A 21,668-nucleotide genomic window follows, 5' to 3' on the forward strand; every position below is an offset into this window, starting at 1 on the left:
CTGAAATTGTGTGGTAACGTCCCACACGACAATCGCGGCAGACGAAGCTACAGAACTACCAACGACTTTACCCCACGACGACCAACCCGGAGGTATGGATTCCATCAATCGGATGGCCATCGAACTCGTCGACGAGGCCATCGACTTCGCGGAGGAACTCCGCGTCGTGCCGCACGAATTGGAGTCGGGCGCGACAGTACTGGATTTCGGCGTCGACTCCCAGGCGGGCGTCGAAGCCGGAATGTTGCTCGCAGAGATCCAGACCGCTGGGCTTTCGACCGTCCAGACGCGGATGGACGACGTCGCGGGCGCGACGACGCCGTACGTCGAACTCCAGACTGACCACCCTGCGCTGTCACTGCTCTGCTCGCAGAAAGCAGGCTGGGAACTCACGTTCGACGATCCGGCGTTCGACGGCCTCGGGTCGGGGCCGGCCCGTGCGCTCGTCGCCGAAGAAGACGAATTCCACGCGCTGGACTACTTCGACGAGTTCGATTTGACCGTCCTCTCGGTCGAGAGCATCGACCTCCCGAGCGACCGTATCGCCGAGCACGTCGCCGAGACCGCCGGCGTCGAACCGAGCGGCGTCTTCCTCCCCACGTACGCGTCCGGCTCGACAGTCGGAAGCGTCACCGGGGCCGCGCGCGCCGCCGAACTCGCGATCTTCCGTCTCTTCGAGCTCGGCTACGACGTCCGCAACGTCCAGTCCGCGTTCGGCTCGGCACCGCTCGCGCCGGTGAGCTACGACGAGAGCGTCGCGATGGCGCGGACGAACGACGCGCTGGCGTACGGCGGCGAGGTCCACCTCACCGTGGCCGAGGACTTCGACGAGTTCGATCGAGTGCCCTCCAGCGCTCGCGAAGAGTACGGCACGCCCTTCGAGGAGATCTTCGCGGCCGCCGACTGGGACTTCTACGACGTCCCGGAGACCGTCTTCGCGCCCGCGAAGGTCACGATCGACGTCGTCGACGGCCCGACGTACGTTCTCGGCGAAACCGACGAAGAACTGCTCGCGGAGTCGTTCGGTTACCGAACCTGATGGCGTGAACTGAGTACGCGTATGAGATTCAAGCTCCTGCCGGACCCACCCGAATCGCTCGACCGCGTCGCGGACGCCCAGCGTGCCGTCCCGCTCGTTCCCGGCTCCGAAGACGACTGCTGTGCCCGGCTGATGCGCCGCCTCGATTTCCCCACTCGCGACGTCGCGCGCACGTGGCTCACGTTCCTGCGCGCGCTCGAATTAGCCTCGGAGACGTCCTCGGGCTTCGTCCGGGAGTCGACCGAGCCGACGCCCGACCACCTCAGAACGGCGTTTCGAGAGCGCGTGTACGGCGCGCGAGAAGTCCTGGCGTCGCTGGATCCCGACGAGCCCCGGTCGATCGAGACGGTCTTCGATGGATTCGAAGACCGCGTGCCCGTCTGGGAGACCCACCGCGCGGCCGAGGACTGGCGCGACGTCTGGCGCGAGCGCGTCGAACGGATTCTGGGGTGGGCCGTGCTGTTGGATCTCGCCGCCGAACGCGACGGTGGTTACGTGCGCGCGCGAGAATAACTGGCGCCAGTAGGCGATGCCGTTCGCCGTCTACGTCGCAGACGGCGGCACGCCCGCGTCGGAATCGCCGCCCGCGACGCGGTCTGCGTCCTCGTTCTCTGTCCCGTACCGTTCCCGGAGCCGACGGATGCGCTCGGGAATCGGCGGGTGCGTGAGGTGGAATGCGGCGTACGCCGGGTGTGGGAATGGATTACTCAAGTTTTCGCCCGCGAGCGTGCGCAACGCGCGCGTCATCGACGCAGCCCCACCCATCGTCTCCGCGGCGAAGTCGTCGGCCTCGCGCTCGTGTGCCAGTGAGAGCTGATTCGTGAGCGGCGCGGTCAGCGACAACACGGGGCCGGCGTACAGCAGCCCAATCCCGAGCGCGGCGTAGGTCTCCTGTGGGAGCGCGAACGCGGCGTACACCCACTGGGAGGTCGTCACCCACCAGAGGAACGCGAAGACGACAGCCATCTGCACGGCGGAGGCTGCCAGTTGCTTCCAGATGTGGGCTTTCTTCCAGTGGGCGAGTTCGTGTGCGAGCACCGCCTGGATCGCCTCGCGGTCCATCTGATCGACGAGCGTGTCGAAGAGGACGACGCGCTTTGCGCGCCCGAACCCGACGAAGTACGCGTTCGAGTGCGACGATCGGCGACTCGCGTCCATCTCGTAGACCTGCTCACACTCGAAGCCGGCGTGTTCGAAGACGTTCTCGACCGCGTCGCGGAGGTCGCCGTCTTCTATCGGCTCGAAGTCGTTGAAAAGCGGCGCGATAACGCGGGGGTAGACGATCATAAACAGCAGCGAGAAGCCGACGACCAGCCCCCAGCCGACGACGGGCCACAGCGTCGGGAGCGCGTCGACCGCGAGCAGAATCGCGCCGCCGACGAGGCCGCCGAGGACGAGCGCGACGACCGTCCCGACGGCCAGATCGCGAAGCCACAGCGCCGGCGTCTGGTTGTTGAAGTCGAAGCGCTCCTCGACGACGAACGTCTCGTAGGCGTCGAACGGCGCGGACAGGAGCCGACCGGCGACGATTGCTCCAGCGAGGAGCAGCACGCCCTGAGCGACGCTCGGGAGGCCGGTTCGACTCAGCGCCGCGGCGACGTCGCCGTAGAGCCCGGAAACGACGACAGCGAGCACGACGAGGACGCCCAGCCACGACTGGATCTGCGAGAGGATCGTCTTCGAGCGCTGGTAGGCCAGCATCTCCTCGGGCTCGTCGACGTCGAGCGCCGAGCGAACCCACTCGACGGCGTCGCGGACGGCCGCCGCGCCGTGACGGAGATTGAGATAGTCGAGGACCGTCTCGAGCACCTGGACGCCGCCGAGCAGGGCGACGAGTGCGAGCGCGGATAGCGAGACCATACGAATTCCTGGGGCGTCGTGGGACTTCAACCTCGCGGGCGGGAGAGGGGAGCAGAGAGAAAGAGGACTGATAGTGATTACTCTCACTGTTTACCGCCGAGCGCCACTCTCGGAGGCGATGGTCGGCGGTAAGAGACGAGAGTAATCATTATGAGCGTCAGTCGGTCGAACGACCGTTCGACCCTCACTCACCGACGTCGACGACGGTCCCAACGCCCTTCGACTGTCCCTCGCGGAACACGAACCGCTGGCCTTCCTCGACCAGGTAGGGGCGGAACTTGAACTCGACCGTCGCCGTTCCCGTATCGCCCGGGAGGAGTTGACCGCCTTCGGGGTGGAAGATGACCGCCTCACTCGCCGTCTCTAGGTGGACGACTGGCTCGTAGCCCTCGCGGATGCGGGTGGGATGATTCAGCACCATCACTTCCGCCTCGAACGAGCGGACTGACGGCGGGTCGGCGTCGCCCGGCAGCAGCGCCATTCCGCGCTCCATCTCCTCCTCGCGGACGCCTTTAAGCGCGATACCGACGATGCGTCCCGCCTTTGCCCGATCGACGCGGTGGTGGTGCATCTCGATCGAGCGGACCTCGACCTCGCGGAAGGAGCCGTCCGGCATCGGCCCCAGCAGCAGTTCGTCGCCCACCTCGACGGAGCCCGAGTTGACCGTCCCGGAGGCGACCGCGCCGACGCCGGTCACGGAGTACGTCCGGTCGACGTACATCCGGAAGTCCCCGCGGGTGTCGGTCGCCGTCTTCGGCAGGCGCTCGAACATCGCGTCGAGGTCGTCGAGGCCGTCCATCGTCACCGCGCTCGTCCGCAGGATCGGGACGACCGAGTCGCTCAGTTCCTCGACGGCGGCTTCGACGCCGTGTCGGTCGACGCGGAGCGGCGTCCGTCCGACGTCCCGGAGCATCCGTTCGACCTCGCGTTCGACCTCCTCGAAGCGGTCGTCGGTCACGGCGTCGGCTTTGGTGATCGCGACGACGGTGGGAAGTTCCATCGCGAGCAGGATGCCGAGGTGCTCGCGCGTCGTCTTCGTCGGGCCGTCGTCGGCGGCGACGACGACGAGTCCGTAGTCGAGGCGCTGGCCGACGAGCCCGCGGATCGTCGTCCGGAGCCAGGGCTCGTGGCCCACGGTATCGACGAATGAGACGAGCCGGTCGGCCTCCTCGACCACGCGTGCGCGGTCGGATTTGCGGTGGGGGTTGTCCATATGGACCGCGCCGTCGTCGGTGAAGCCGTAGACGGCGTACGAGAGGTCCGCCGAGAGCCCGCGCTCGACTTCGTGCGGCTGGACGTCGAGGAAGCCGCGCGTCTGGCCCTGTCCGTCGTCGGCGGTCCCGGTGACCAGCGACCCCACGAGCGTCGACTTGCCGTGGTCGACGTGACCCGCGGTCCCGACGACGATGTGGTCGTCGTCGACGTCGAGCATCCCCCCTTCCTGGACGGTCGCGACGCCGACGAGGCCGCGCTCGCCGTCGTCACCGACGCCCCACGTCTCGACGTCTCCGATGTGGGCGTCCGCCTCCTCGGCGAGGATCGAGAGGACGTCCATCGATTCGGAGAAGGCTTCTGGCGGAATGCCGGCGATGCCGCCGTCGTCGGTGACGCCGACGACGTACGTCGCCGTGCCGTCGCCGGAGAGCACCCGGTGGCGCAGTTGTGCCGCGAGGCTCTCCAGTCGGCCGTCGGCGAGATGCAACTCCCGTGAGAGTCGCTCTTTGAACTCGACGCTTCCGCCCTCCTCCTCGCCGCGCTCGAGGGCCGACTCCAGTACGGCCCGATCAGCGCTCATAGCCGCGGATAGGGAACGATCCGCTAAAACCCTTTTCGTGGTGTGGGTTCCCGTGTCACAGTAGCGGTACCGAACAGCGTGTAGCGGTCTGGACGCGTGCTCTGTGGCTTATCGGCCGAGAGCGAGAGTGGCGAAGACGCCCTTTCACTCCGTGAGGCGCTCGTACGCGCGGTTCACGCGCTTGAACTGCTCTTCGTCGCCGGAGTCGGTGTCGGGGTGGACGGCCTTCACCCGCTCGCGGTAGGCGGCGCGCACGTCCGCTTCGTCTGCGCCGGGGTCGAGACCCAATGTGCGGTAGGCCTCGGCGAGCGTCGGCTCGTTCGGGTCTCGCCGGGGTCCCGCAGTTCGGCGACCACGGCCGTCAGCCGCACGCTGGCCGCGTCCGCTCGCTCGCCGGTTCCCGCCTGCGCGGCGTCCGTTCTCGGCCCCAGCCGCGCGTCTCCCCGGGCCGAAGCCCTGGAAGTCACGCGGGCCACGGGACGCCGCGTTCGGCCCTCCTCGTCCGGGGCCGGATCCGGGTCCGGCTTCGACGGTACGGCGGAGCCGGTCGCGAAGACGGCCGCTCGCGTGGTACCACAGGAGGTACGTCGCGATTCCGAACGGAACTGCCAAGAGCAGCAGAAACGGCTGATAGACGAACGCGAGGACGGTCAAGAGAACCGTCGTCCCCGCGAACACCGCTGCAATGCCGATGACGAGTCCGTCCCTGTCCACGCGTGAACGCAGGGCTCGGAGAACCGTAAGCGTCCCGGCACCCCGTGGCGATTTCGCCGAGACGACAGATCAATTACGGCTGTCGGGAAACAGCAGATTATGATTTCACTCGAAGAGACCTATATCGAGAACCGCGTGCTCGTCCAGCCGAGCAACACCAACAACCACGAGATCGCACACGGCGGCAACGTCGTCAAGTGGATGGACGAGGTCGGCGCGATGTCGGCGATGCGGTTCGCCGGGCAGACCTGCGTCACAGCCCATATGGAGAGCGTCGACTTCCACGAGCCGATTCCGCGCGGGAACGCCGCGCTCATCGAGGCGTACGCTTACGAGGCGGGGTCGACGAGCGTGAATATTCACTTACGCGTCTTCAGTGAAGACCCGCTGTCGGGTGAGTGCAAACTCACGACGGAGTCACACTTCGTCTACGTCGCGATCGACGAGGACGGCAATCCCGTCTCCGTCCCGGATCTCGAAGTCACCACCGAACGGGGAGAGACGCTCAAAGCCGTCGCGCTCGGCGAGGAGACGCCCCAGCCGATCGAAGAGCAGTGGAGCGATTAGTCGGTAATTCCTGAAAAGCGGGAGACGCGACGCTACCGTGCCAAATAACCGCCGTCGACGCCGAGTGCCTCGCCGGTGACGAACGACGCCTCGTCGTCACAGAGCCAGCACACGGCGTCCGCGACCTCCTGAGGCGTTCCGAGGCGATTCATCGGGTGGAGCTGTTCGATCTGCTCTCGCATATCCGGGTCGGACGTAAGGCCCGCCGCTTCCAGAAGCGGCGTCTCGATGAATCCGGGGCAGACCGCGTTGACGCGAACGCCCGTCTCGCCGTTCTCCAGTGCGGCCGTCTTCGTCAGGCCGAGCAGGCCGTGCTTCGCGGCGGCGTAGCCCGAGGAGTTCTTGAACCCGACGTGCCCCAGGATCGAGGCGTTGTTCACGACTACGCCACCGGTCTCCTGTTCTTGCATCTGTGCGATCTCGTATTTCATACAGTTGAACACGCCAACGAGGTTGACGTCGATGACGCCCTGCCACTCCTCGGGGTCGTGGTCGGTGACGGCGGCACTCGGGCCGCTGATTCCGGCGTTGTTGAAGGCGTAATCGAGTCGGCCGTAGGTGTCGACCGCGACGTCGACCATCGCTTCGGTCGCGTCCGTGTCCGTGACGTCGGTCTCGACGAAGCACGCCTCGCCGCCGGCTTCTTCGATCTCTGAGACCGTCTCCTCGCCACCCTCGACGTCGACGTCGGCGACGACGACACGCGCACCGCGGTCGGCGAACTCGATCGCAGTCGTCCGTCCGATTCCCGATCCGCCGCCGGTGACGACCGCAACTCCGTCGGTAAACGAACCCATATCGAAACGTCACAGTAATCGATCAAAAGCGTAGCGACGGAGGGGCACCATCATACAAAGGTAAAGTGCCTTTGCCGCCGATGTACCGATATGGGCAATCAGGATATCGACGACGTGGACAAGGCTATCCTGTATGCGTTACAGGAAGACGCCCGAAATATGTCGTCCGGCGACATCGCAGAGCGAACCGGTACCTCCGACAGCACGGTCCGAAAGCGCATCCAACGTCTCGAAACCGACGAGATCGTCAAGGGATACAGCGCCGAAGTGGACTACCAGCGGTCGGGCTACCCGCTCCGGATGTTGCTGTTCTGCACCGCCTCGATCGCCGAGCGCGGCGAACTCATCGACGAGATCCTGGAGATCGACGGGGTCGTATCGGTCCAAGAGTTGGTCACCGGCGAGCAGAACCTCCTCGTGACGGTCGTCGGAGAGTCCGACAGCGACATCACGCCCGTCGCACAGAAACTGCTGGATATGGGACTGACGGTCGCCGACGAAGTCCTCGTGCGGAGTCATCAGACCACGCCGTTCGGGAAGTTCGACCCCGAGACGCACGCAGAAAACGGTCACTAGCGGAGCATCCGACAGATCGAACAGAAGTGTCCGACTCCACGCTGTAAGCGACCGACCTGTTCGCGACGAGGACAGCGTCCGGCATTCTCGGTGTGCAAGGTTGCTCGTCGGTATTCGAACGTTCTGCTGGATCTACCTCTTTCGACTGGCTACTGATGCGTACCGCGAGCCACGTATCCGCTAGCCGAGCCTGTGTGCCATACAATACCATCACGTTCTATAATTTTATTTTTCCGAACAGAATGGGAAGATAGATAGATTTAACAACCGATCTGTTCGTACAGTTGGGTAGGACGACCGAATGCTGTGATCGGTGTGTGGGACGCACGCCGTCGTCGCAGTGGTCGGTCACAGACACCAAACGATGACCGGACAAGAGCAGTCGACGACCGTGGGACAGCTTTCGACGCCGACGAACGGCGATTCACGCGTGCCGGCGACGTTGACGCGGCTCGTGTGGGTCCTATGGATTGTGAGCCTGGGTGTGCTCGCCGTCCGGTTCCGAGGCGGCGGAGGCTGGGAGATCGCGGGTCTCGTGGCTGTCGACGGCTTGACGGCCGTGATGTGGGCGACGGTGACGTTCTTCAGCGGGATCGTCCACAGCTACTCGCGGCGCTATATGGCCGGGAGCCGGAGGATCGACCGGTTCTTCGGGCGCGTGTTCGCCTTCACACTGGCCGTGATGCTGCTGGTCGCAGCCGACCACCTCGCGCTGTTCGGGCTCGCGTGGCTCGCGATGGGGCTCCTAATGGCCGACCTGATCGGACACGTCGAGGGCTGGCCCCAGGCCCAGGCCGCAGCCTCACTCGCGCGCCGGTACTTCCTCGCGAGCAGCGCCTTGCTCACGATCGCGCTCGCGACACTGTGGTGGGACACGGGTGCGACGACGATCTCAGGGTTCGCATCGAGCGTCGCCGGCGCGTCGCCTACGGTCGTGCTGTTCGCCGCCGGCGCACTCCTGCTGGCGGCGATGGTCCAGTCCGCGCTCGTCCCGTTTCACACGTGGCTGCTCGCGTCGATGACGGGACCGACGCCCGCCTCGGCGCTGATGCACGCCGGCTTCGTCAACGCCGGCGGCGTGCTACTGGTTCGCTTCGCGCCGGTGGTGACGGCCGACGCGGGAGTGATGCTCGCGGTCGTCCTCGTCGGCGCGGCGAGCGCGCTCCTGGGAAAGCTTCTCAGAACGGTGCAGACAGACGCCAAGGGCAAACTCGGCTGCTCGACGGTCGGCCAGATGGGCTTTATGATTATGCAGGCCGGCCTGGGATTCTTCGGGGCCGCCATCACCCACCTCATCCTCCACGGGTTCTACAAGGCGTATCAGTTCCTCTCGTCGGGCGGTGAGGTCGAACACGAGAGCCCGACGAAGACGAAGGCAAAGCAGTCCGGATCTGTCGGTCTCGCCGGCGTCGCCGTGATCGTGCTCACCGCGCTCGCGGGCGGCGCGGTGTTCGCCGGACTCACTGGAAAGGGCACGCAACTGGACAGCGGCGTCCTGCTCGTGGGGCTCGTCGTCCTGACGGTGATGCACGCCACCCGCGACGTGGTCACGCAGACCTCGCTTCCGACCCTGGTACGGTACGGCGCGGTTCCGCTGGTCGCGTTGCCCGCGATCGCAATCTACGCCACGGTCTACGGCGTGATCGAGGGCTTGCTCTCCGGCCTCCCCGCGATCGGACAGCCAGCGGAGTTGACGCTCGCCTACGGACTCGTCGGCGCCGCGTTCCTCGCCGTCTACCTCGCGATCGAGACCGGCGTCTACCGCCGCAGCCAGCGCCTGTACGTCGCGCTGTTGAACGCGACGCAGCCGCCCACGGACACCCTGTTGACGACGACGGAGGACTACAATGAGTACTGAATCCGCCATCGAAGAGAGCATCGACGCAGCGGCCGAATCGGTCGGCGCGGTCTGGCCACTCCACTCGTTCGTGACCGCGAACCCGCTCTCTGGGTTCGAGGACCGGCCGTTTCACGAGGCCGTCGCTGACGCCGAGGAACTGCTCGGCGGCGGCGGATACCCGAGCGCCGAGACGTTCCGCCGCGCGTGGGAAGGCGGCCAGATCGACCCCGAGATCCTGCGGGACCAACTGAGTGCCAACGGCTACGACGCCGATCCCGAGGCGGCGCTCGACCGCATCGAAGCCGGGGGCGCGAGCGACTCGACTGCCGCGCGGTCGCCGGCCGCAGAGCAGGTCGATGCGGTCCTGACGAAGTGGCTGTCCGCGTTCCTCGATCAGGGACGCGCCGAGTGGCCGATGCCGAACCGCGAGCAGGGGTTTTACGACGCGTTCCGGACGGTGGCGCCACACGACGGCGACGTCCCCGGAAACGAGACCATCGCCGACCTCCCCGAACAGCCGGTCGACGCGATCAGGACCCGGCTCTCTGAGTATCCGGTCGGCGAGTGGCAGGACATCTTCGAGTTCCAGTTGACCGCGCTCCCCGGCTGGACGGGGTTCATCAAGCAGCGCGCGGCCGACAACGACGCCTGGCAGTCGACGTATCCGATCACGCTGTCGGGATACCTGGCAGTGCGCCTGACGCTGGCAGACCTGTTCGGTGCGCCGCTCGCCCCCGAGGAAGCCCCGGGCGACGCCGACCGGAGTGCAAAAACAGCCGACGGCACCGTCCCGCTCCCCGAGGTCTGGCTGAGCGCGTGGGAGGCGACCTACCGCGCGGAACTGGTCGACTCGCTCACCGACGCGAGCGCGTCGGTCGCGGCGGACTCAGGGTCGGACCGCCCGGACGCCCAGTTCGTCTTCTGCATCGACACGCGCTCGGAGATTATCCGCCGGCACATCGAGGCGACCGGCGACTACGAGACCCACGGCTACGCCGGCTTCTTCGGGATTCCGATGCGGTATTCGGGGTACGACTCCGACGTGACCGTGGACGCCTGCCCGCCGATCGTCGACGCGGAGCATCACATCGACGATCGTCCAGCGGCGGACTGCAACGAGAATCATCACCGCACGTACGACCGCTGGAACACCGCGCTCACGACCGCGGAGAAAGCAATGAAGAGCGTGAAATCGAACGCCGCGACGGCGTTCAGTTTCGTCGAGAGCACGGGAGCGGGCTACGGACTGGCGCTGGCCACCCGGACGCTCCTCCCGGCGCGCGTCTACGACCTCGCCGACGCCACCGACGAGCGTCTCCCGGGCGACCACGAGGTCTGTGAGCCGTCGGTGGATCACCATCCGGGTGCCGACGACGAGCTGCCGCAGGGACTCACCCTCGAGGAGAAAGTCGAGTACGCCGCGGCGGCGTTCGAGTTGACGGGCTGGGAGCAGTTCGCCCGCGTCGTCGTCTTCGCGGGTCACGCCAGCCACACGACGAACAATCCGTTCGGTTCGAGTCTCGACTGTGGGGCCTGCGCCGGCAACCCCGGCGGGCCGAACGCGCGCGTCCTCGCGACCATCTGTAACGACGAGGCGGTCAGAGAGAAACTCCGCGAGCGCGGGATCGACGTGCCCGAGGACACCGTCTTCGTCGCGGGCGAACACAACACGACGACCGACGAGGTGGAGCTGTACGACGGGAGCGTCCCAGAGACGCACGAAGACGACGTCGAACAGCTCCGTGCCGACCTCGCGACCGCGCGCGCCGGTGCGGCTGCCGAACGGGCCGGCGATATGGGAGGCGAGACCGAGACAGGGGTCCGCGAGACCGAGCGCCGCGCGGCCGACTGGGCGGAGACGCGTCCGGAGTGGGGGCTGGCCGGCAACGCGGGGTTCGTCATCGGCCCCAGAGAACTCACCGACGACCTCGACCTGGACGGCCGTTCGTTCCTCCACTCCTACGACTGGCGGACCGATGACGACGGCGACGCCCTCGAAGCCATCCTGACCGGCCCGATGGTCGTCACCCAGTGGATCAACGCGCAGTACTACTTCGCGACGGTCGACAACGCGGTCTACGGCAGCGGCTCGAAGGTGACGCACAACCCCGTCGGAAACATCGGCGTCTACCAGGGCAACGGCGGCGATCTGATGACCGGTCTCCCCCTGCAGTCGCTGACGAGCGCGGACGACGAGCCGTACCACCAGCCGCTCCGTCTCTCGACGGTCATCCACGCGCCCGTCGAACGCGTGACCGCCGTCGTAGCCGAACACGAAAACCTGGCCGGCCTGCTGGACAACGACTGGCTCTCGCTGACGGTCGTCGATCCCACGCAGGACCACCGCGCGCTCCACTACACGGGCGATCTCAACTGGACGCCGCTCACGGAACAGGCCCGGACAGAAGCCCCGAAGCCGGCGGCGACTTCCACAGTCGCCGACGACTGAGCGGCCTCAGCGCCAAATCGTATCGCGGCTACCGGTTTATACACAAGCAAGGAGAATACCTGACCCTTTAGAGTCAGGATGAATCCGACAACTCCTACACAATCCACCGTCGATAGCAAGGCCGGATATTCCACGCCAACCGACACTATTAACAAAACAACATTCATAACCAGTTATGAAGCCAGAAAATGAGTCGTACCGTCCGAACATTCGAGGCCACCATCACGAACCAGCAACAGGTTCGTGACGACCTCGACCAACTCGGATGGGCCGCCTCAAAACTCTGGAATGTCGGTCGCTATTACGCACAAGAACAGTGGGATGATACGGGCGAAATCCCCGATGACGGGGAACTCAAAGCCGAACTCAAAGGCCACGAACGCTACACGGACTTGCATTCTCAATCCAGTCAGCGCGTTCTCGAAGAACTCGCTGAAGCGTTCAACGGCTGGTTCGGCAAGCGTCGGAACGGCGACGACCGTGCTCGACCGCCCGGCTACCGCAAAAACGGAGACTCCCACCCGCGTTCAACGGTGTCGTTCAAAGCGGCTGGCTTCAAGCACGACGCTCAGTTCACCCGCGTTCGCCTCTCGAAAGGTCGCAACCTCAAAGAACACCGTTCAGATTTCATTCTGTGCGAGTACCAGACTCGCCCGGATATTGACCTGACTGAGTGGGACATTCAACAGGTTCGCGCCGTCTACAAACGGGACGAGTGGCGGCTTCAATTCGTCTGTCGCACTACCATCGACCCGGAATCACCGGGCGACGACGTGGCTGGTGTTGACCTCGGGATATGCAACTTTGCGGCCGTCTCGTTCGGCGGTGAATCTGTGTTGTATCCCGGTGGCGCACTGAAAGAGGACGAGTACTACCTCACGAAAAAGAAAGCCAAATGCGACGATTCCTCATCCTGTGAAGCCACTCGTCTTGACCGGAAACGGGCTGGTCGGCGGACACACTTCTTGCACGCGCTCTCGAAATCCATCGTGAATGAGTGTGTCGAACGGGGTGTCGGTACGCTTGTCGTTGGCGATCTTGGCGGGATCCGTGAGGACGACGAGAACGGTGAACCTCAGAATTGGGGCGACCACGGAAATCTCGACTTGCACGGGTGGGCATTCGACCGCTTCACGACGCTACTCGACTACAAAGCGGAAGCGGAAGGCATTGACCTTGAGTTGGTGTCCGAACGCGATACGTCGAAGTCGTGTTCGGCGTGCGGCCACACAGATGACAACCAGCGAGTTGAACGTGGGCTGTACGTGTGTGAGAAGTGCGATACGGTTGCGAACGCTGATGTAAATGGTGCGGAGAATATTCGGCAAAAGGTACTCCCAAGTCTCGCCACGGATGGCGGTGATAGGGATAACGGCTGGTTGGCACAGCCAGCGGTTCACCTGTTCGACCGTAGTGAGGGCCGTTTCGCCCCACGAGAACAGGTTGTGAACCGCGAACCGTAATATCCCAACTCAGCGGTGCGGTGCCGTGGGATTCCCGCGTCTTCAGGCGCGGGAGGATGTCAATCTCGCCCGCGACATCGACCGAATCAGTATCTTCAACACCGACCACGCCAAAATCGCGGGTATGAGTCTCGAACGCGAGTACGACTGCCCCGAGTGTGGCAACACGGAGTTCTGGAAGACGGCGTCGATGGAACTGCACCTCGGAACGAAGACGAAGTGGCGTTGCAGCGAGTGTGGCTACGGCTTCATCGAGATCAACGGTATCAGTACTGCAAAAGCGGACGCGTAGGCCGCTTGCCGACTGCGAGTTCTATTCCTCGTCGCCGAGTGCGTGCCAGGAGAGCCGCGGGTTTCGCGCGGCCGCAGCCTGGTCGATTCGCCGCGCCGTCGTCTTCGACGGCGCACTCTCGACGTCCTCGATCGAGTCGGCCATCGCGGCGTTGAACGCGGCCGCGAGGTCGTCGAGCGAGGCGCGGCTCTCGGCCTCGGTCGGCTCGGTGAGCATCGCCTCGGGAACGAACTCGGGCCACTTCGTCGTCGGCGGGTGGACGCCGTAATCGAGCATCCGCTTTGCCACGTCGGCGGCGTCCCGATCTCCCGCGGTCGCGGCGAACTCGTGATGGAACGGCTCGTAGGGGATCTCGTAGTCGATCTGTTCGGCGAGGTAGTTCGCGTTCAGGACCGCCTTCGCGGAGGCGTCTTCGAGCCCCTCGTCGCCGAGGCGCGCGATGTACGCGTAGGCCTTCACGAGCACGAGCCAGTTGCCCTGATAGCCGTGGACCTTGCCGATGGTCTGTTCGGGTTCGCAGAGTTCGTACCCGCCCTCTGTCTCGCAGACCCGCGGGCTCGGAAGGAACTCCACGAGGTCGTCGACGACGCCGACCGGACCGGCTCCGGGACCGCCGCCACCGTGCGGCGTCGCGAACGTCTTGTGCACGTTGTAGTGCATCACGTCGAAGCCCATATCGCCCGGTCGAGCGCGGCCGAGCAGCGCGTTGAGGTTCGCGCCGTCATAGTAGAGCAGACCGCCGGCGTCGTGGACGATATCGGCGATCTCGACGATGTCGCGCTCGAACAGGCCAACCGTGTTGGGGTTCGTGAGCATCAGCGCCGCCGTGTCCTCGGAGACGGCCGCCTCCAGTGCGTCGAGGTCGACGCGGCCGTCCTCGCCCGAGGGCAGTTCGACGACGTCGTAGCCCGCCATCGCGGCGCTCGCGAAGTTGGTGCCGTGAGCCGACGCGGGGACAATCACTTCGGAACGGTCGTCGTCGCGAGACTCGTGGTACGCCTTCGCGACGAGGATGCCGGTGAACTCCCCGGCCGCGCCCGCGGGGGGCTGCAGCGTCACCGCGTCCATCCCGCCGATGCGCGCTAAGTAGTCCTGCAGGCCGTGGAGGACTTCGAGCGTCCCCTGCAGGCTCGCTTCGGATCGGTCGGGGTGAACAGCGCCGTTGGGGTCGGCCGCGACGTCCTCGGTGAACGATGGATTGTACTTCATCGTGCACGACCCGAGGGGGTACGGACCGCTCTCGACGCTCCAGTTCATCTGCGAGAGCCGCGTGTAGTGCCGAGCGATCTCGGGTTCTGAGAGGCCCGGCAGTTCGAGGCTGTCGCGCGTCAGGTCGTCGGGCAGCGGCGACTGTTCGTCGACGTCGACGCTCGTCGTGTCCTTTTCGGAAAGCAGCGGTTCGTACCGTTCGTCGTCGCCGTAGCGTGCCTGATCGTGATTCATTATAGCGCCTCCTCGAACGCCGCCACGAGGGCGTCCGTCGCTGCGGCGTTCACGTCCGTGACGCACACCTGCAGTCGGTGGTCGTCGACGACGTGGACCGCGAACCCGCTCGCTTCGAGGTCGTTCGCGATGGCGGACGCAGGCTGATCGGTCCGCACGAGGAACTCCCTGAAGTGGTGACGGTCGTGGACGGGGGCTTTGACCCCTCGAAGTTCGCTCAGTCGCTCGGCGAGCGACTGCGCCTCACGAACACACTGGCTCGCGAGGTCGACGAGTCCGTCGGGACCCAGCCACGCGAGGTGCATCGCCGTTCGCAGCGCCACCCACGCCTGATTGGTACAGATGTTCGAGGTCGCGCGCTCCTTGCGGATGTGCTGTTCGCGCGTCTGCAGCGTCAGCGTGTACGCGCGCTTGCCCGCGGCGTCCTCGCCCGCGCCGACGAGTCGGCCGGGCACCTGTCGGAGGAACGCCTCGCGCGTGGCGAACAGACCGAGACCCATCCCGTAGGCCGTCGGCAGTCCCAGCGCGTCGGCCTCGCCGACGACGACGTCGGCACCGACGCTCGCCGGTTCGGTGAGCAGGCCGAGCGCGACGACGTCCGAACCGAGACAGAACAGCGCCTCGACGTCGTCTGCGACGTCGCCAACGTCTGCGAGTCGGGATTCGATCGTCCCGTGGACGGTCGGGTTCTCCGCGTAGATCATCGCCGTCTCCTCGTCGGCGGCCGCAGCGAGCGCCTCAACGTCGACGGTACCGTCGGCCATCGGATACGTGTGGACCGTGAGGTCGGTGCCGTCGACGTAGTTTTCGAGGACGGCGCGCTTGTTCTCGTGGAGGATCTCCGGGACGAGCACGCGCGTCCCCGACGCCTGTCGGACGCGCCCGGCGAGCCGTGCGGCCTCACCGAGCGCGGTCGCGGCGTCGTACATCGAACAGTTCGCGATCGGCAGGCCGGTCAGTTCGACGACGAGCGACTGGTACTCGAAGAGCGCCTGGAGGAATCCCTGCGTGATCTCGGGTTGATACTGCGTGTACGACGTCAGGAACTCCGATCGCTCGGAGAGTTCGTCGATCAGCGACGGCACGTAGTGGGTGTGGTGGTCGCGGCCGAGGAACTCCGTCAGATCGGCGTTCTTCGCGAGCGTCGACGACAGTTCCGCGCGGAGTTCGCGCTCGCTCCGCGATTCGATCCCCAGCTCGTCCTCGAAGCGGACCTCCGCCGGGACGTCGAACAACTCGGCCTCGCTTTCGAGGCCGATCGCGTTCAGCATCGCGGCCGTGTCTTCGGGCGTGTGCGGTGCGTAGGGACTTCCCTGGGCGCGTTCGTGTCGGTTGTGATTGCTCATCGGTGTTCTCCGTTGTGGACAGCAACCGCGATCGCAGTCACGTTCACAGTCGCCCTCACTCGGTCTGCTCGCGGTACTCGTCGGCCGAGAGCAACGCGTCGAAGTCCGCGTCGTCCGCGCGGTCGACTTTGAGCATCCACCCCTCGCCGTAGGGGTCTTCGTTCACCAGTTCCGGGCGGTCGAACAGTTCCTCGTTGACCTCGGTGACGGTGCCCGAAATCGGGGCATAGAGGTCCGAGACGGCTTTAATCGACTCGACCACGCCGAACTCTTCGCCCTGGGCGATGTCGTCGCCGACCTCGGGCAGTTCGACGAAGACGACGTCGCCCAGTTCGTCCTGTGCGAAGTCGGTGATGCCGATCGTGACGGTCTCGCCGTCGGTGGTTGCGTACTCGTGCGATTCCTGGTACTTGCGGTCTTCGGGTGTTTCGAACATTAGTTGTCCTCGATGAATGGTGTGGATACGACTTCCGCTCGTTTCTCCTGGTCGCGAACGACGACACTGAGTTCGGTGCCGGGGTCTGCGAGGGTTGTCGGGAGGTAGCCCAGCGCGATCGCCTCTCCCAGGGTGGGACTCATCGTCCCGCTGGTCACGTGCCCGACGACCTCGCCGTCGGCGACGATCTCGTGGCCGTGCCGGGCGATCCCGCGCTCGCGGAGGATCAGCCCGACGAACGTCTCGGTGACGCCCTCGCGTTCGATCTCGGCGAGCGCGTCGCGGCCGACGAAGTCGGTGTCGAGGTCGACAGTCCAGCCGACGCCGGCCTCGTAGGGGTTGCGTGGCTCCTCGACGGGATCGAAGTCCTGCCCCGAGAGGAGAAAGCCCATCTCGGTACGAAGGGTGTCACGACAGCCCAGGCCACAGGGCGTTACGTCGCCTTCGAACGCCGACCAGACGGTCTCGGCGTCGTCACTCGGACACAGGATCTCGTACCCGTCCTCGCCGGTGTAGCCCGTCCGCGACACCCACGAGCGGACGCCGTCGATGTCGGCGTAGGTGGCCTCGCCCCACGAGAGCGGCGTCACGTCGACGTCGGTCGCGGTGTCGACGACGTCCGGGGCGTCGGGTCCCTGGACGGCGAGCATCGCCCACGCGTCGGTCTCGTTTCGGACCTCCGCGTCGAGGTCCCACTCGTCCCGGTGGTCGACCCATCGCCGATACGCCTCCTCGTCGTGGCCCGCATTCGGGACGAACAGGTAGCGCGTCGTCTCCTCGTCGGGCAACCGATAGACGATCGTATCGTCGACGATCGTCCCCGATTCGTCGGTGAGCATCGCGTACTGGGAGTCTCCGGGCGCGAGCGCGCTCACGTCGTTGGAGGTGAGCCGTTGCATCAGCGCCGTTGCATCCGAGCCGGTGACGACGATTTCGCCCATATGCGAAACGTCGAAGATCCCGACCGATTCGCGGACGGCGGCGTGTTCCGCCCGAATCGAGTCGAATTCGACCGGCATATCCCATCCGCCGAACTCCGTGAACGTCGCATCTGCGGCGTACACGTCGTACAGCGGTGGCTTCCGATGGGCCATACTGATGGCTTGGTTTGGTACAAGAAATGTTTTGGTATGCTCTGTGGCCGCTAGCAGCGTCATAAATTTTATACCGCGATATGAAAATGTCGGATTCTCTGGCAAGCGTATAATCACGGCTCGCCGAGCCGCTTCGCCAGGTCGGCACTGAACGTGGGGGTATGTGTTGCTGGGAGGCTGCATCGAGACGGATACGGGGAGTTTCGCTCCTCACAAACCGACCGAATTCCGCTGCTGGCCGTTATCCGTGAGCTCTCGCACGGTTTCAGAAATCGCGTCGATGCTCTCTCCCTGTTGGTCGACCGCATCCGCGACGTCCTGGATCTTGGTCTCTATACGTTCGGCGCGGTGACTCGCTTCGTCGATCGTCGCTGCGAGTTCCTCGGTGCTCGCTGCCTGATCGTCGGTCGCGTCTGCGACCTCGGAAATGCCGCTCGACGTCTCGGAGACCGCCTCGGCGATGTTGTCCAGTTTCGCCATCGCGGCGCCGACGCTGTCGACGCCGGTGTCGATTCGGTCGGTCGTCGTATCGAGGCTGGCGACCGTCTCTTGGGTGTCAGCCTGGATCTCGTCGATCATCGTTTCGATCCGACCGGCCTGCGTCTGTGACTCCTCGGCCAGCGATTTCACCTCGTCGGCGACGACCGCGAATCCGTCACCGGCCTCACCCGCCCGCGCGGCCTCGATCGACGCGTTCAGCGCGAGGATGTTCGTCCGATCGGCGATATCGTTGATCACCTCGACGATCTCGTCTATCTCTTCGACGCGCGCTTTGAGCTGTTCGACGTCGTCGCTGACCTCGTCTGCAGCCTCGCCGACGTCGTCCATTACGTCCATCGCGTCCGCGGCCGACTCGCGGCCCTCCGTGGCCAGCGTCTCGGCGCGCTCGCTGGTCGTCGCGACCTGGTTCGCGGTCGACGCCACCTCCTCGATGGTGGCGCTGAGGTTCGAGACTTCACCCGAGACCTCTGTCATACTCTCGGACTGTTCGACGGTGACCTCGCGGATCTCGTGAGCGCACTCGGAGACGTCGTCAGACGCCTCCCGCAGCGCACTGACGGACGCGTCGACGTCACGGGCGACAGACTGCTGCCGATCGAGTTCCCGCTCGATCCGTTCGGTGTAGGAGTGCAGATACGTGTCCATCGCGACCTGTTGGTCGAGATTGATGAGCTTGAGGACCGAGAGCGTCCGGTCGACGACGGTGTCAATGGCATCTTCGACTGCTTCCTCGACAGCAGACGCCGAGTCGTGCCCGTTCCGCGCAGCGGCCGTGGGCTCGTCGACCGCCGCGCGTACGCTCGATTTCACTTCGTCCGCGATTCCCTGCAGTATCCCCTCGTAGTAGATGGCGTACGCCCCGAGGTAGATTTTCGGTCCGAGATCGAGCATATCGTGGATCTTCCCGATCCGAGCCCGCCGATCAAAGTACGAGCGACCGTACTCTCCCCGTCCGAGTCCTTTTAAGTACTCGATCTGACTTTTCTTGAGAGCTTCGACCGATTTCGAGGACGACTCGAGTATCGCGACCGACTCCGAGTACGCTTGAATGTGATCGTAGAAGTCGTCGACGAGGTCCTCGGCGATGTCGTCGAGAACCGGCGCCGTCTGTTCGAGGTTCTGGCAGTCAGCCTCGTCGAACTGCGTGAAGTCCTTTCGCCAGTTGATCTCGCCGTCGTCGATACCGATCTTCTCGGTTAATCGCTGCCCGTCCACCTGCCCCCGCTCTTGCTTGGTGATTGTCCCCATATCGCAAATGAAAATACTAAGATATTATAAACTCTATTTCTTGTTATCAACATTGAATATACAGTGTGTTTAAATATCAGCGGTCGGATCGTGGAGGGGGAAAGAACGGAGAACGATTCCGTTGGCGTGAGAGTACCGCAGTCGAAGTAGCCGTTGCTTATGCATACGCCTCGAACTCCTCGCCGAAGAGGAGAAAGTAGCCCGTGCCGACGACGCCGATTGCGGCGGCGATGGTGAACGCGACCTCCGGACTCACGAACTCCCAGAGGTACCCGCCGAGGGCGGCGCTAGGGATGACGATCGTATTCCGGAGCAGGTAGTACGTACCAGTGACTCGCCCTCCAGCCCCCTGCTGTGCGGGGCCGACGATCAGCGCCTTGTGCGAGGGGAGACCGGCGAATCGCAACCCCGAGAACGCAAAGACGAGGACCATCGCCGTCGCGGTCCCCGGCGCGTTGATGAGCACGACAGGGAACAGCGCGTACACTGCGAACCCGAGCGCGACGACGGGCTTCAGGCCGACACGCTCTGCGGCCTTCGCGGCGGGTGCCATCACGAGCAGCGCGACGAGCATCTCCACGCCGAGCAGGTAGCCGAAGAACGCCTCCGGAGAGAGGTCGATCGCGTACGAGAAGCCGGCGAGTGAGACGGTCGTCGCGAATCCGACCTGGTAGATCCGCGTGATCACCAGCACGAAGAACACGTAGACCATCCCGTTGGCGAACCGAACCAGGGTGTCGCCGACGAGCAGCGGCCGCAGCGTCGTCGGCATCTCGCGGAGGTCGCGACGGATCCGGTCAAGGCCCGCGAAGGAGTCGCCGAGCGTGTCCTCGTTGGCGTCGTAGAGCAGGTGCTGGGCGACCGTCCCGAGGACGCCGAACGCGACGGCGACGCCGAGAACGTACTGGAAACTCACCGTAAACGCCGGATGGAGACCGATGAGGATGGCGGCGAGGACGGGGCCGACGAGGAAAGCCGTCCGGCGGAACGTCTCCGTACTGGCGAACCCAGCAGCCAACCGCGAGGGCTCGGTCGCCTGCTTGACGACCGCGAACGTGGCACCGAGGCCGAACGACTTCCACGCCTGCGCGAGCAGCAGGCCGACGAAGATCCAGATCCACGGCTGGATCGTCACGCCAGCGAGCGACACCGGACCGACGCCAGGCGCGAGGAGCCAGACGGTGAACCCCAGCGTCGACACCAGGCCGAACACGGTCAGCGCGTAGCGGGAGCCGATCCGGTCGGAGATCGCACCGCCCGGGTACGGATAGACGGCCGAGATGACGTTCCCGACCGTGCCGAACAGCCCGACGACGAAGCCGCTGGCTCCGAGCGCGACGAGATACTCCGGGAGGAAGCGGTTCGTCATCTGGAAGCCGAGACTGAACGCGAACATCGCGAGCGACAGCACCAGTACGTCGCGTTCGAGCGCGAAAAAGCGACGGAAAGTATCCAGTGGTCCCGATTCGTCCCGTCCCTGGCCGACGCGCTCCTGTGTCATCAGGTGTCTGAGCGCGCGTGCGGCAGAGAGAAATATCCACCTGCTGGACGTCCCGAATCGAACGTCGTAGCGCTACAGCGCGGGACTGCGTTCGCGAGGAAGATCACACCCAGCGAGCACGTGATCCGGTGTCGGCGGTGCCGACACATATTACAGATTTGGCGTCTGTAATCCGGCGTACGGAGGTGACTTCACAGCGATGCGGCGACGCACACGCGCACTACTCGTTGCGGTGATTTGCCTCGTCGGCGCCGGCGTCCTGATCGCTCTCACGGTCTACCCGTTCCAATACGGGATTGTCGAGGGCGTGATCGTCGCCGGCGCACTGGTGGTCGCGGCACTGTTCGAGACGGTGCTTGACGACACCTCGTTCTGAGTGCGCGGGAAGGACGCGGCGTACCACCGCCGGCTCGTCGTGGGTTCCGGTTACGTTCCGGCCTGCGATTCGGTCCGTACGGCCTCTGGGTGGACACGGTGAGACGCAATGTCGACGCGCCAGACGTTGCCGCGCCAGCCGATGCGTGAAAGCGACAGCCGTACCGGTTCGCCTGGCTGCAGCGACGCGAGCGCGTCACGCGTGGACTCGTCGGTGTACTCGACCAACTGGTAGGTCGCGTGCGTGGTCGTGGACCGAACGGTCAGCGCATCGTGTGGGTTCATCGCGGTGACGACAGTGAACGAATCTGTTTCAGTCATCGGTATCGGAC

20 protein-coding genes are annotated in these 21,668 nt (G+C 65.1%); 9 read left to right on the forward strand and 11 right to left on the reverse strand.

All coding sequences use genetic code 11. The features are described from left to right. Nucleotides 1–94: 94 nt before the first annotated feature. Both mch and NO347_RS07785 read left to right on the forward strand, forming a co-directional pair. Nucleotides 95–1,039, forward strand: coding sequence for a methenyltetrahydromethanopterin cyclohydrolase (gene mch / locus NO347_RS07780; RefSeq protein WP_256289058.1), 945 nt, complete (start codon nucleotides 95–97; stop codon nucleotides 1,037–1,039). A 21-nt stretch (nucleotides 1,040–1,060) separates the two neighbouring features. Beyond that, nucleotides 1,061–1,552, forward strand: coding sequence for a double winged helix-containing putative transcriptional regulator (locus NO347_RS07785; protein WP_256289059.1), 492 nt, complete (start codon nucleotides 1,061–1,063; stop codon nucleotides 1,550–1,552). A gap of 30 nt (nucleotides 1,553–1,582) precedes the next feature. Here NO347_RS07785 and NO347_RS07790 read toward each other — a convergent pair whose 3' ends face one another. The 3 genes from NO347_RS07790 to NO347_RS07800 form a co-directional block, all read right to left on the reverse strand. Next, nucleotides 1,583–2,899, reverse strand: coding sequence for a M48 family metallopeptidase (locus tag NO347_RS07790; RefSeq protein WP_256289060.1), 1,317 nt, complete (start codon nucleotides 2,897–2,899; stop codon nucleotides 1,583–1,585). Nucleotides 2,900–3,083: 184 nt separating this feature from the next. Continuing rightward, the gene (locus NO347_RS07795; protein WP_256289061.1) at nucleotides 3,084–4,694 is read right to left on the reverse strand and encodes a GTPBP1 family GTP-binding protein; all 1,611 of its coding nucleotides are present in this window, start codon (nucleotides 4,692–4,694) and stop codon (nucleotides 3,084–3,086) included. A gap of 144 nt (nucleotides 4,695–4,838) precedes the next feature. Next, a complete protein-coding gene (locus NO347_RS07800) occupies nucleotides 4,839–5,408 on the reverse strand; it encodes a J domain-containing protein (protein ID WP_256289062.1) in 570 nt (189 codons plus the stop codon). Between the two features lie 99 nt (nucleotides 5,409–5,507). Here NO347_RS07800 and NO347_RS07805 point away from each other — a divergent pair, with 99 nt between their 5' ends. Then, complete coding sequence (locus NO347_RS07805; RefSeq protein WP_121569817.1) at nucleotides 5,508–5,975, forward strand: acyl-CoA thioesterase; 468 nt, start codon at nucleotides 5,508–5,510, stop codon at nucleotides 5,973–5,975. A gap of 32 nt (nucleotides 5,976–6,007) precedes the next feature. On the opposite strand, the gene NO347_RS07810 is transcribed toward NO347_RS07805, so the two are convergent. Next, a complete protein-coding gene (locus NO347_RS07810; RefSeq protein WP_256289063.1) occupies nucleotides 6,008–6,772 on the reverse strand; it encodes a glucose 1-dehydrogenase in 765 nt (254 codons plus the stop codon). Nucleotides 6,773–6,862: 90 nt separating this feature from the next. On the opposite strand from NO347_RS07810, the gene NO347_RS07815 reads away from it, so the two are divergent. The 5 genes from NO347_RS07815 to NO347_RS17460 all read left to right on the forward strand — a co-directional run bounded on the left by NO347_RS07815 (nucleotide 6,863) and on the right by NO347_RS17460 (nucleotide 13,392). Next, nucleotides 6,863–7,348, forward strand: a complete 486-nt coding sequence (locus NO347_RS07815) for an Lrp/AsnC family transcriptional regulator (protein ID WP_256289064.1) — start codon at nucleotides 6,863–6,865, stop codon at nucleotides 7,346–7,348. Nucleotides 7,349–7,712: 364 nt separating this feature from the next. After that, nucleotides 7,713–9,206, forward strand: coding sequence for a proton-conducting transporter transmembrane domain-containing protein (locus NO347_RS07820; RefSeq protein WP_256289065.1), 1,494 nt, complete (start codon nucleotides 7,713–7,715; stop codon nucleotides 9,204–9,206). Continuing rightward, complete coding sequence (locus NO347_RS07825) at nucleotides 9,196–11,637, forward strand: DUF2309 domain-containing protein (RefSeq protein WP_256289066.1); 2,442 nt, start codon at nucleotides 9,196–9,198, stop codon at nucleotides 11,635–11,637. Before NO347_RS07820 ends, NO347_RS07825 begins: the two co-directional genes overlap by 11 nt. Nucleotides 11,638–11,825: 188 nt before the next feature. Further along, nucleotides 11,826–13,100, forward strand: coding sequence for an RNA-guided endonuclease InsQ/TnpB family protein (locus NO347_RS07830; RefSeq protein ID WP_256289067.1), 1,275 nt, complete (start codon nucleotides 11,826–11,828; stop codon nucleotides 13,098–13,100). A gap of 124 nt (nucleotides 13,101–13,224) precedes the next feature. Then, nucleotides 13,225–13,392, forward strand: coding sequence for a DUF7838 family putative zinc beta-ribbon protein (locus NO347_RS17460; protein WP_256289254.1), 168 nt, complete (start codon nucleotides 13,225–13,227; stop codon nucleotides 13,390–13,392). A 21-nt stretch (nucleotides 13,393–13,413) separates the two neighbouring features. On the opposite strand, the gene gcvPB is transcribed toward NO347_RS17460, so the two are convergent. The 6 genes from gcvPB to NO347_RS07865 all read right to left on the reverse strand — a co-directional run bounded on the left by gcvPB (nucleotide 13,414) and on the right by NO347_RS07865 (nucleotide 20,961). After that, complete coding sequence (gene gcvPB / locus NO347_RS07840) at nucleotides 13,414–14,835, reverse strand: aminomethyl-transferring glycine dehydrogenase subunit GcvPB (RefSeq protein ID WP_256289068.1); 1,422 nt, start codon at nucleotides 14,833–14,835, stop codon at nucleotides 13,414–13,416. Further along, a complete protein-coding gene (gene gcvPA, locus NO347_RS07845) occupies nucleotides 14,835–16,106 on the reverse strand; it encodes an aminomethyl-transferring glycine dehydrogenase subunit GcvPA (protein ID WP_425492363.1) in 1,272 nt (423 codons plus the stop codon). Before gcvPA ends, gcvPB begins: the two co-directional genes overlap by 1 nt. A 130-nt stretch (nucleotides 16,107–16,236) precedes the next feature. After that, complete coding sequence (gene gcvH, locus NO347_RS07850; RefSeq protein WP_256289070.1) at nucleotides 16,237–16,617, reverse strand: glycine cleavage system protein GcvH; 381 nt, start codon at nucleotides 16,615–16,617, stop codon at nucleotides 16,237–16,239. Next, nucleotides 16,617–17,711 (reverse strand): glycine cleavage system aminomethyltransferase GcvT, encoded by a 1,095-nt coding sequence (gene gcvT, locus NO347_RS07855; RefSeq protein ID WP_256289071.1) that lies wholly within the window; start codon nucleotides 17,709–17,711, stop codon nucleotides 16,617–16,619. Before gcvT ends, gcvH begins: the two co-directional genes overlap by 1 nt. A 210-nt stretch (nucleotides 17,712–17,921) precedes the next feature. Further along, nucleotides 17,922–19,460: a globin-coupled sensor protein gene (locus NO347_RS07860; RefSeq protein ID WP_256289072.1), complete on the reverse strand. Its 1,539-nt coding sequence runs from the start codon at nucleotides 19,458–19,460 to the stop codon at nucleotides 17,922–17,924. Nucleotides 19,461–19,617: 157 nt separating this feature from the next. Beyond that, nucleotides 19,618–20,961 carry an MFS transporter gene (locus tag NO347_RS07865; RefSeq protein ID WP_256289073.1) on the reverse strand — a complete coding sequence of 448 codons (1,344 nt, stop codon included), beginning with the start codon at nucleotides 20,959–20,961 and terminating at the stop codon, nucleotides 19,618–19,620. 199 nt (nucleotides 20,962–21,160) lie between these two features. On the opposite strand from NO347_RS07865, the gene NO347_RS07870 reads away from it, so the two are divergent. Then, the gene (locus NO347_RS07870; RefSeq protein WP_158599350.1) at nucleotides 21,161–21,337 is read left to right on the forward strand and encodes a hypothetical protein; all 177 of its coding nucleotides are present in this window, start codon (nucleotides 21,161–21,163) and stop codon (nucleotides 21,335–21,337) included. Nucleotides 21,338–21,387: 50 nt separating this feature from the next. Here the strand turns inward: NO347_RS07870 and NO347_RS07875 are convergent, their stop codons facing one another. Next, entirely contained in the window at nucleotides 21,388–21,657 is a 270-nt protein-coding gene (locus NO347_RS07875) for a DUF7999 family protein (protein ID WP_256289074.1), read from the reverse strand. Nucleotides 21,658–21,668: the final 11 nt, after the last annotated feature.

The sequence above is a fragment of the Halobellus inordinatus genome (assembly GCF_024464655.1).
GTDB lineage: Archaea > Halobacteriota > Halobacteria > Halobacteriales > Haloferacaceae > Haloquadratum > Haloquadratum inordinatus.

Bases quoted from the DNA above. Each gene is read 5' to 3' on its own strand.
- mch (WP_256289058.1), top strand. From the start codon at position 95: ATGGATTCCATCAATCGGATGGCCATCGAACTCGTCGACGAGGCCATC.
- NO347_RS07785 (WP_256289059.1), top strand. From the start codon at position 1,061: ATGAGATTCAAGCTCCTGCCGGACCCACCCGAATCGCTCGACCGCGTC.
- NO347_RS07790 (WP_256289060.1), bottom strand. From the start codon at position 2,899: ATGGTCTCGCTATCCGCGCTCGCACTCGTCGCCCTGCTCGGCGGCGTC.
- NO347_RS07795 (WP_256289061.1), bottom strand. From the start codon at position 4,694: ATGAGCGCTGATCGGGCCGTACTGGAGTCGGCCCTCGAGCGCGGCGAG.
- NO347_RS07805 (WP_121569817.1), top strand. From the start codon at position 5,508: ATGATTTCACTCGAAGAGACCTATATCGAGAACCGCGTGCTCGTCCAG.
- NO347_RS07810 (WP_256289063.1), bottom strand. From the start codon at position 6,772: ATGGGTTCGTTTACCGACGGAGTTGCGGTCGTCACCGGCGGCGGATCG.
- NO347_RS07815 (WP_256289064.1), top strand. From the start codon at position 6,863: ATGGGCAATCAGGATATCGACGACGTGGACAAGGCTATCCTGTATGCG.
- NO347_RS07820 (WP_256289065.1), top strand. From the start codon at position 7,713: ATGACCGGACAAGAGCAGTCGACGACCGTGGGACAGCTTTCGACGCCG.
- NO347_RS07825 (WP_256289066.1), top strand. From the start codon at position 9,196: ATGAGTACTGAATCCGCCATCGAAGAGAGCATCGACGCAGCGGCCGAA.
- NO347_RS07830 (WP_256289067.1), top strand. From the start codon at position 11,826: ATGAGTCGTACCGTCCGAACATTCGAGGCCACCATCACGAACCAGCAA.
- NO347_RS17460 (WP_256289254.1), top strand. From the start codon at position 13,225: ATGAGTCTCGAACGCGAGTACGACTGCCCCGAGTGTGGCAACACGGAG.
- gcvPB (WP_256289068.1), bottom strand. From the start codon at position 14,835: ATGAATCACGATCAGGCACGCTACGGCGACGACGAACGGTACGAACCG.
- gcvPA (WP_425492363.1), bottom strand. From the start codon at position 16,106: ATGCTGAACGCGATCGGCCTCGAAAGCGAGGCCGAGTTGTTCGACGTC.
- gcvH (WP_256289070.1), bottom strand. From the start codon at position 16,617: ATGTTCGAAACACCCGAAGACCGCAAGTACCAGGAATCGCACGAGTAC.
- gcvT (WP_256289071.1), bottom strand. From the start codon at position 17,711: ATGGCCCATCGGAAGCCACCGCTGTACGACGTGTACGCCGCAGATGCG.
- NO347_RS07860 (WP_256289072.1), bottom strand. From the start codon at position 19,460: ATGGGGACAATCACCAAGCAAGAGCGGGGGCAGGTGGACGGGCAGCGA.
- NO347_RS07865 (WP_256289073.1), bottom strand. From the start codon at position 20,961: ATGACACAGGAGCGCGTCGGCCAGGGACGGGACGAATCGGGACCACTG.
- NO347_RS07870 (WP_158599350.1), top strand. From the start codon at position 21,161: ATGCGGCGACGCACACGCGCACTACTCGTTGCGGTGATTTGCCTCGTC.
- NO347_RS07875 (WP_256289074.1), bottom strand. From the start codon at position 21,657: ATGACTGAAACAGATTCGTTCACTGTCGTCACCGCGATGAACCCACAC.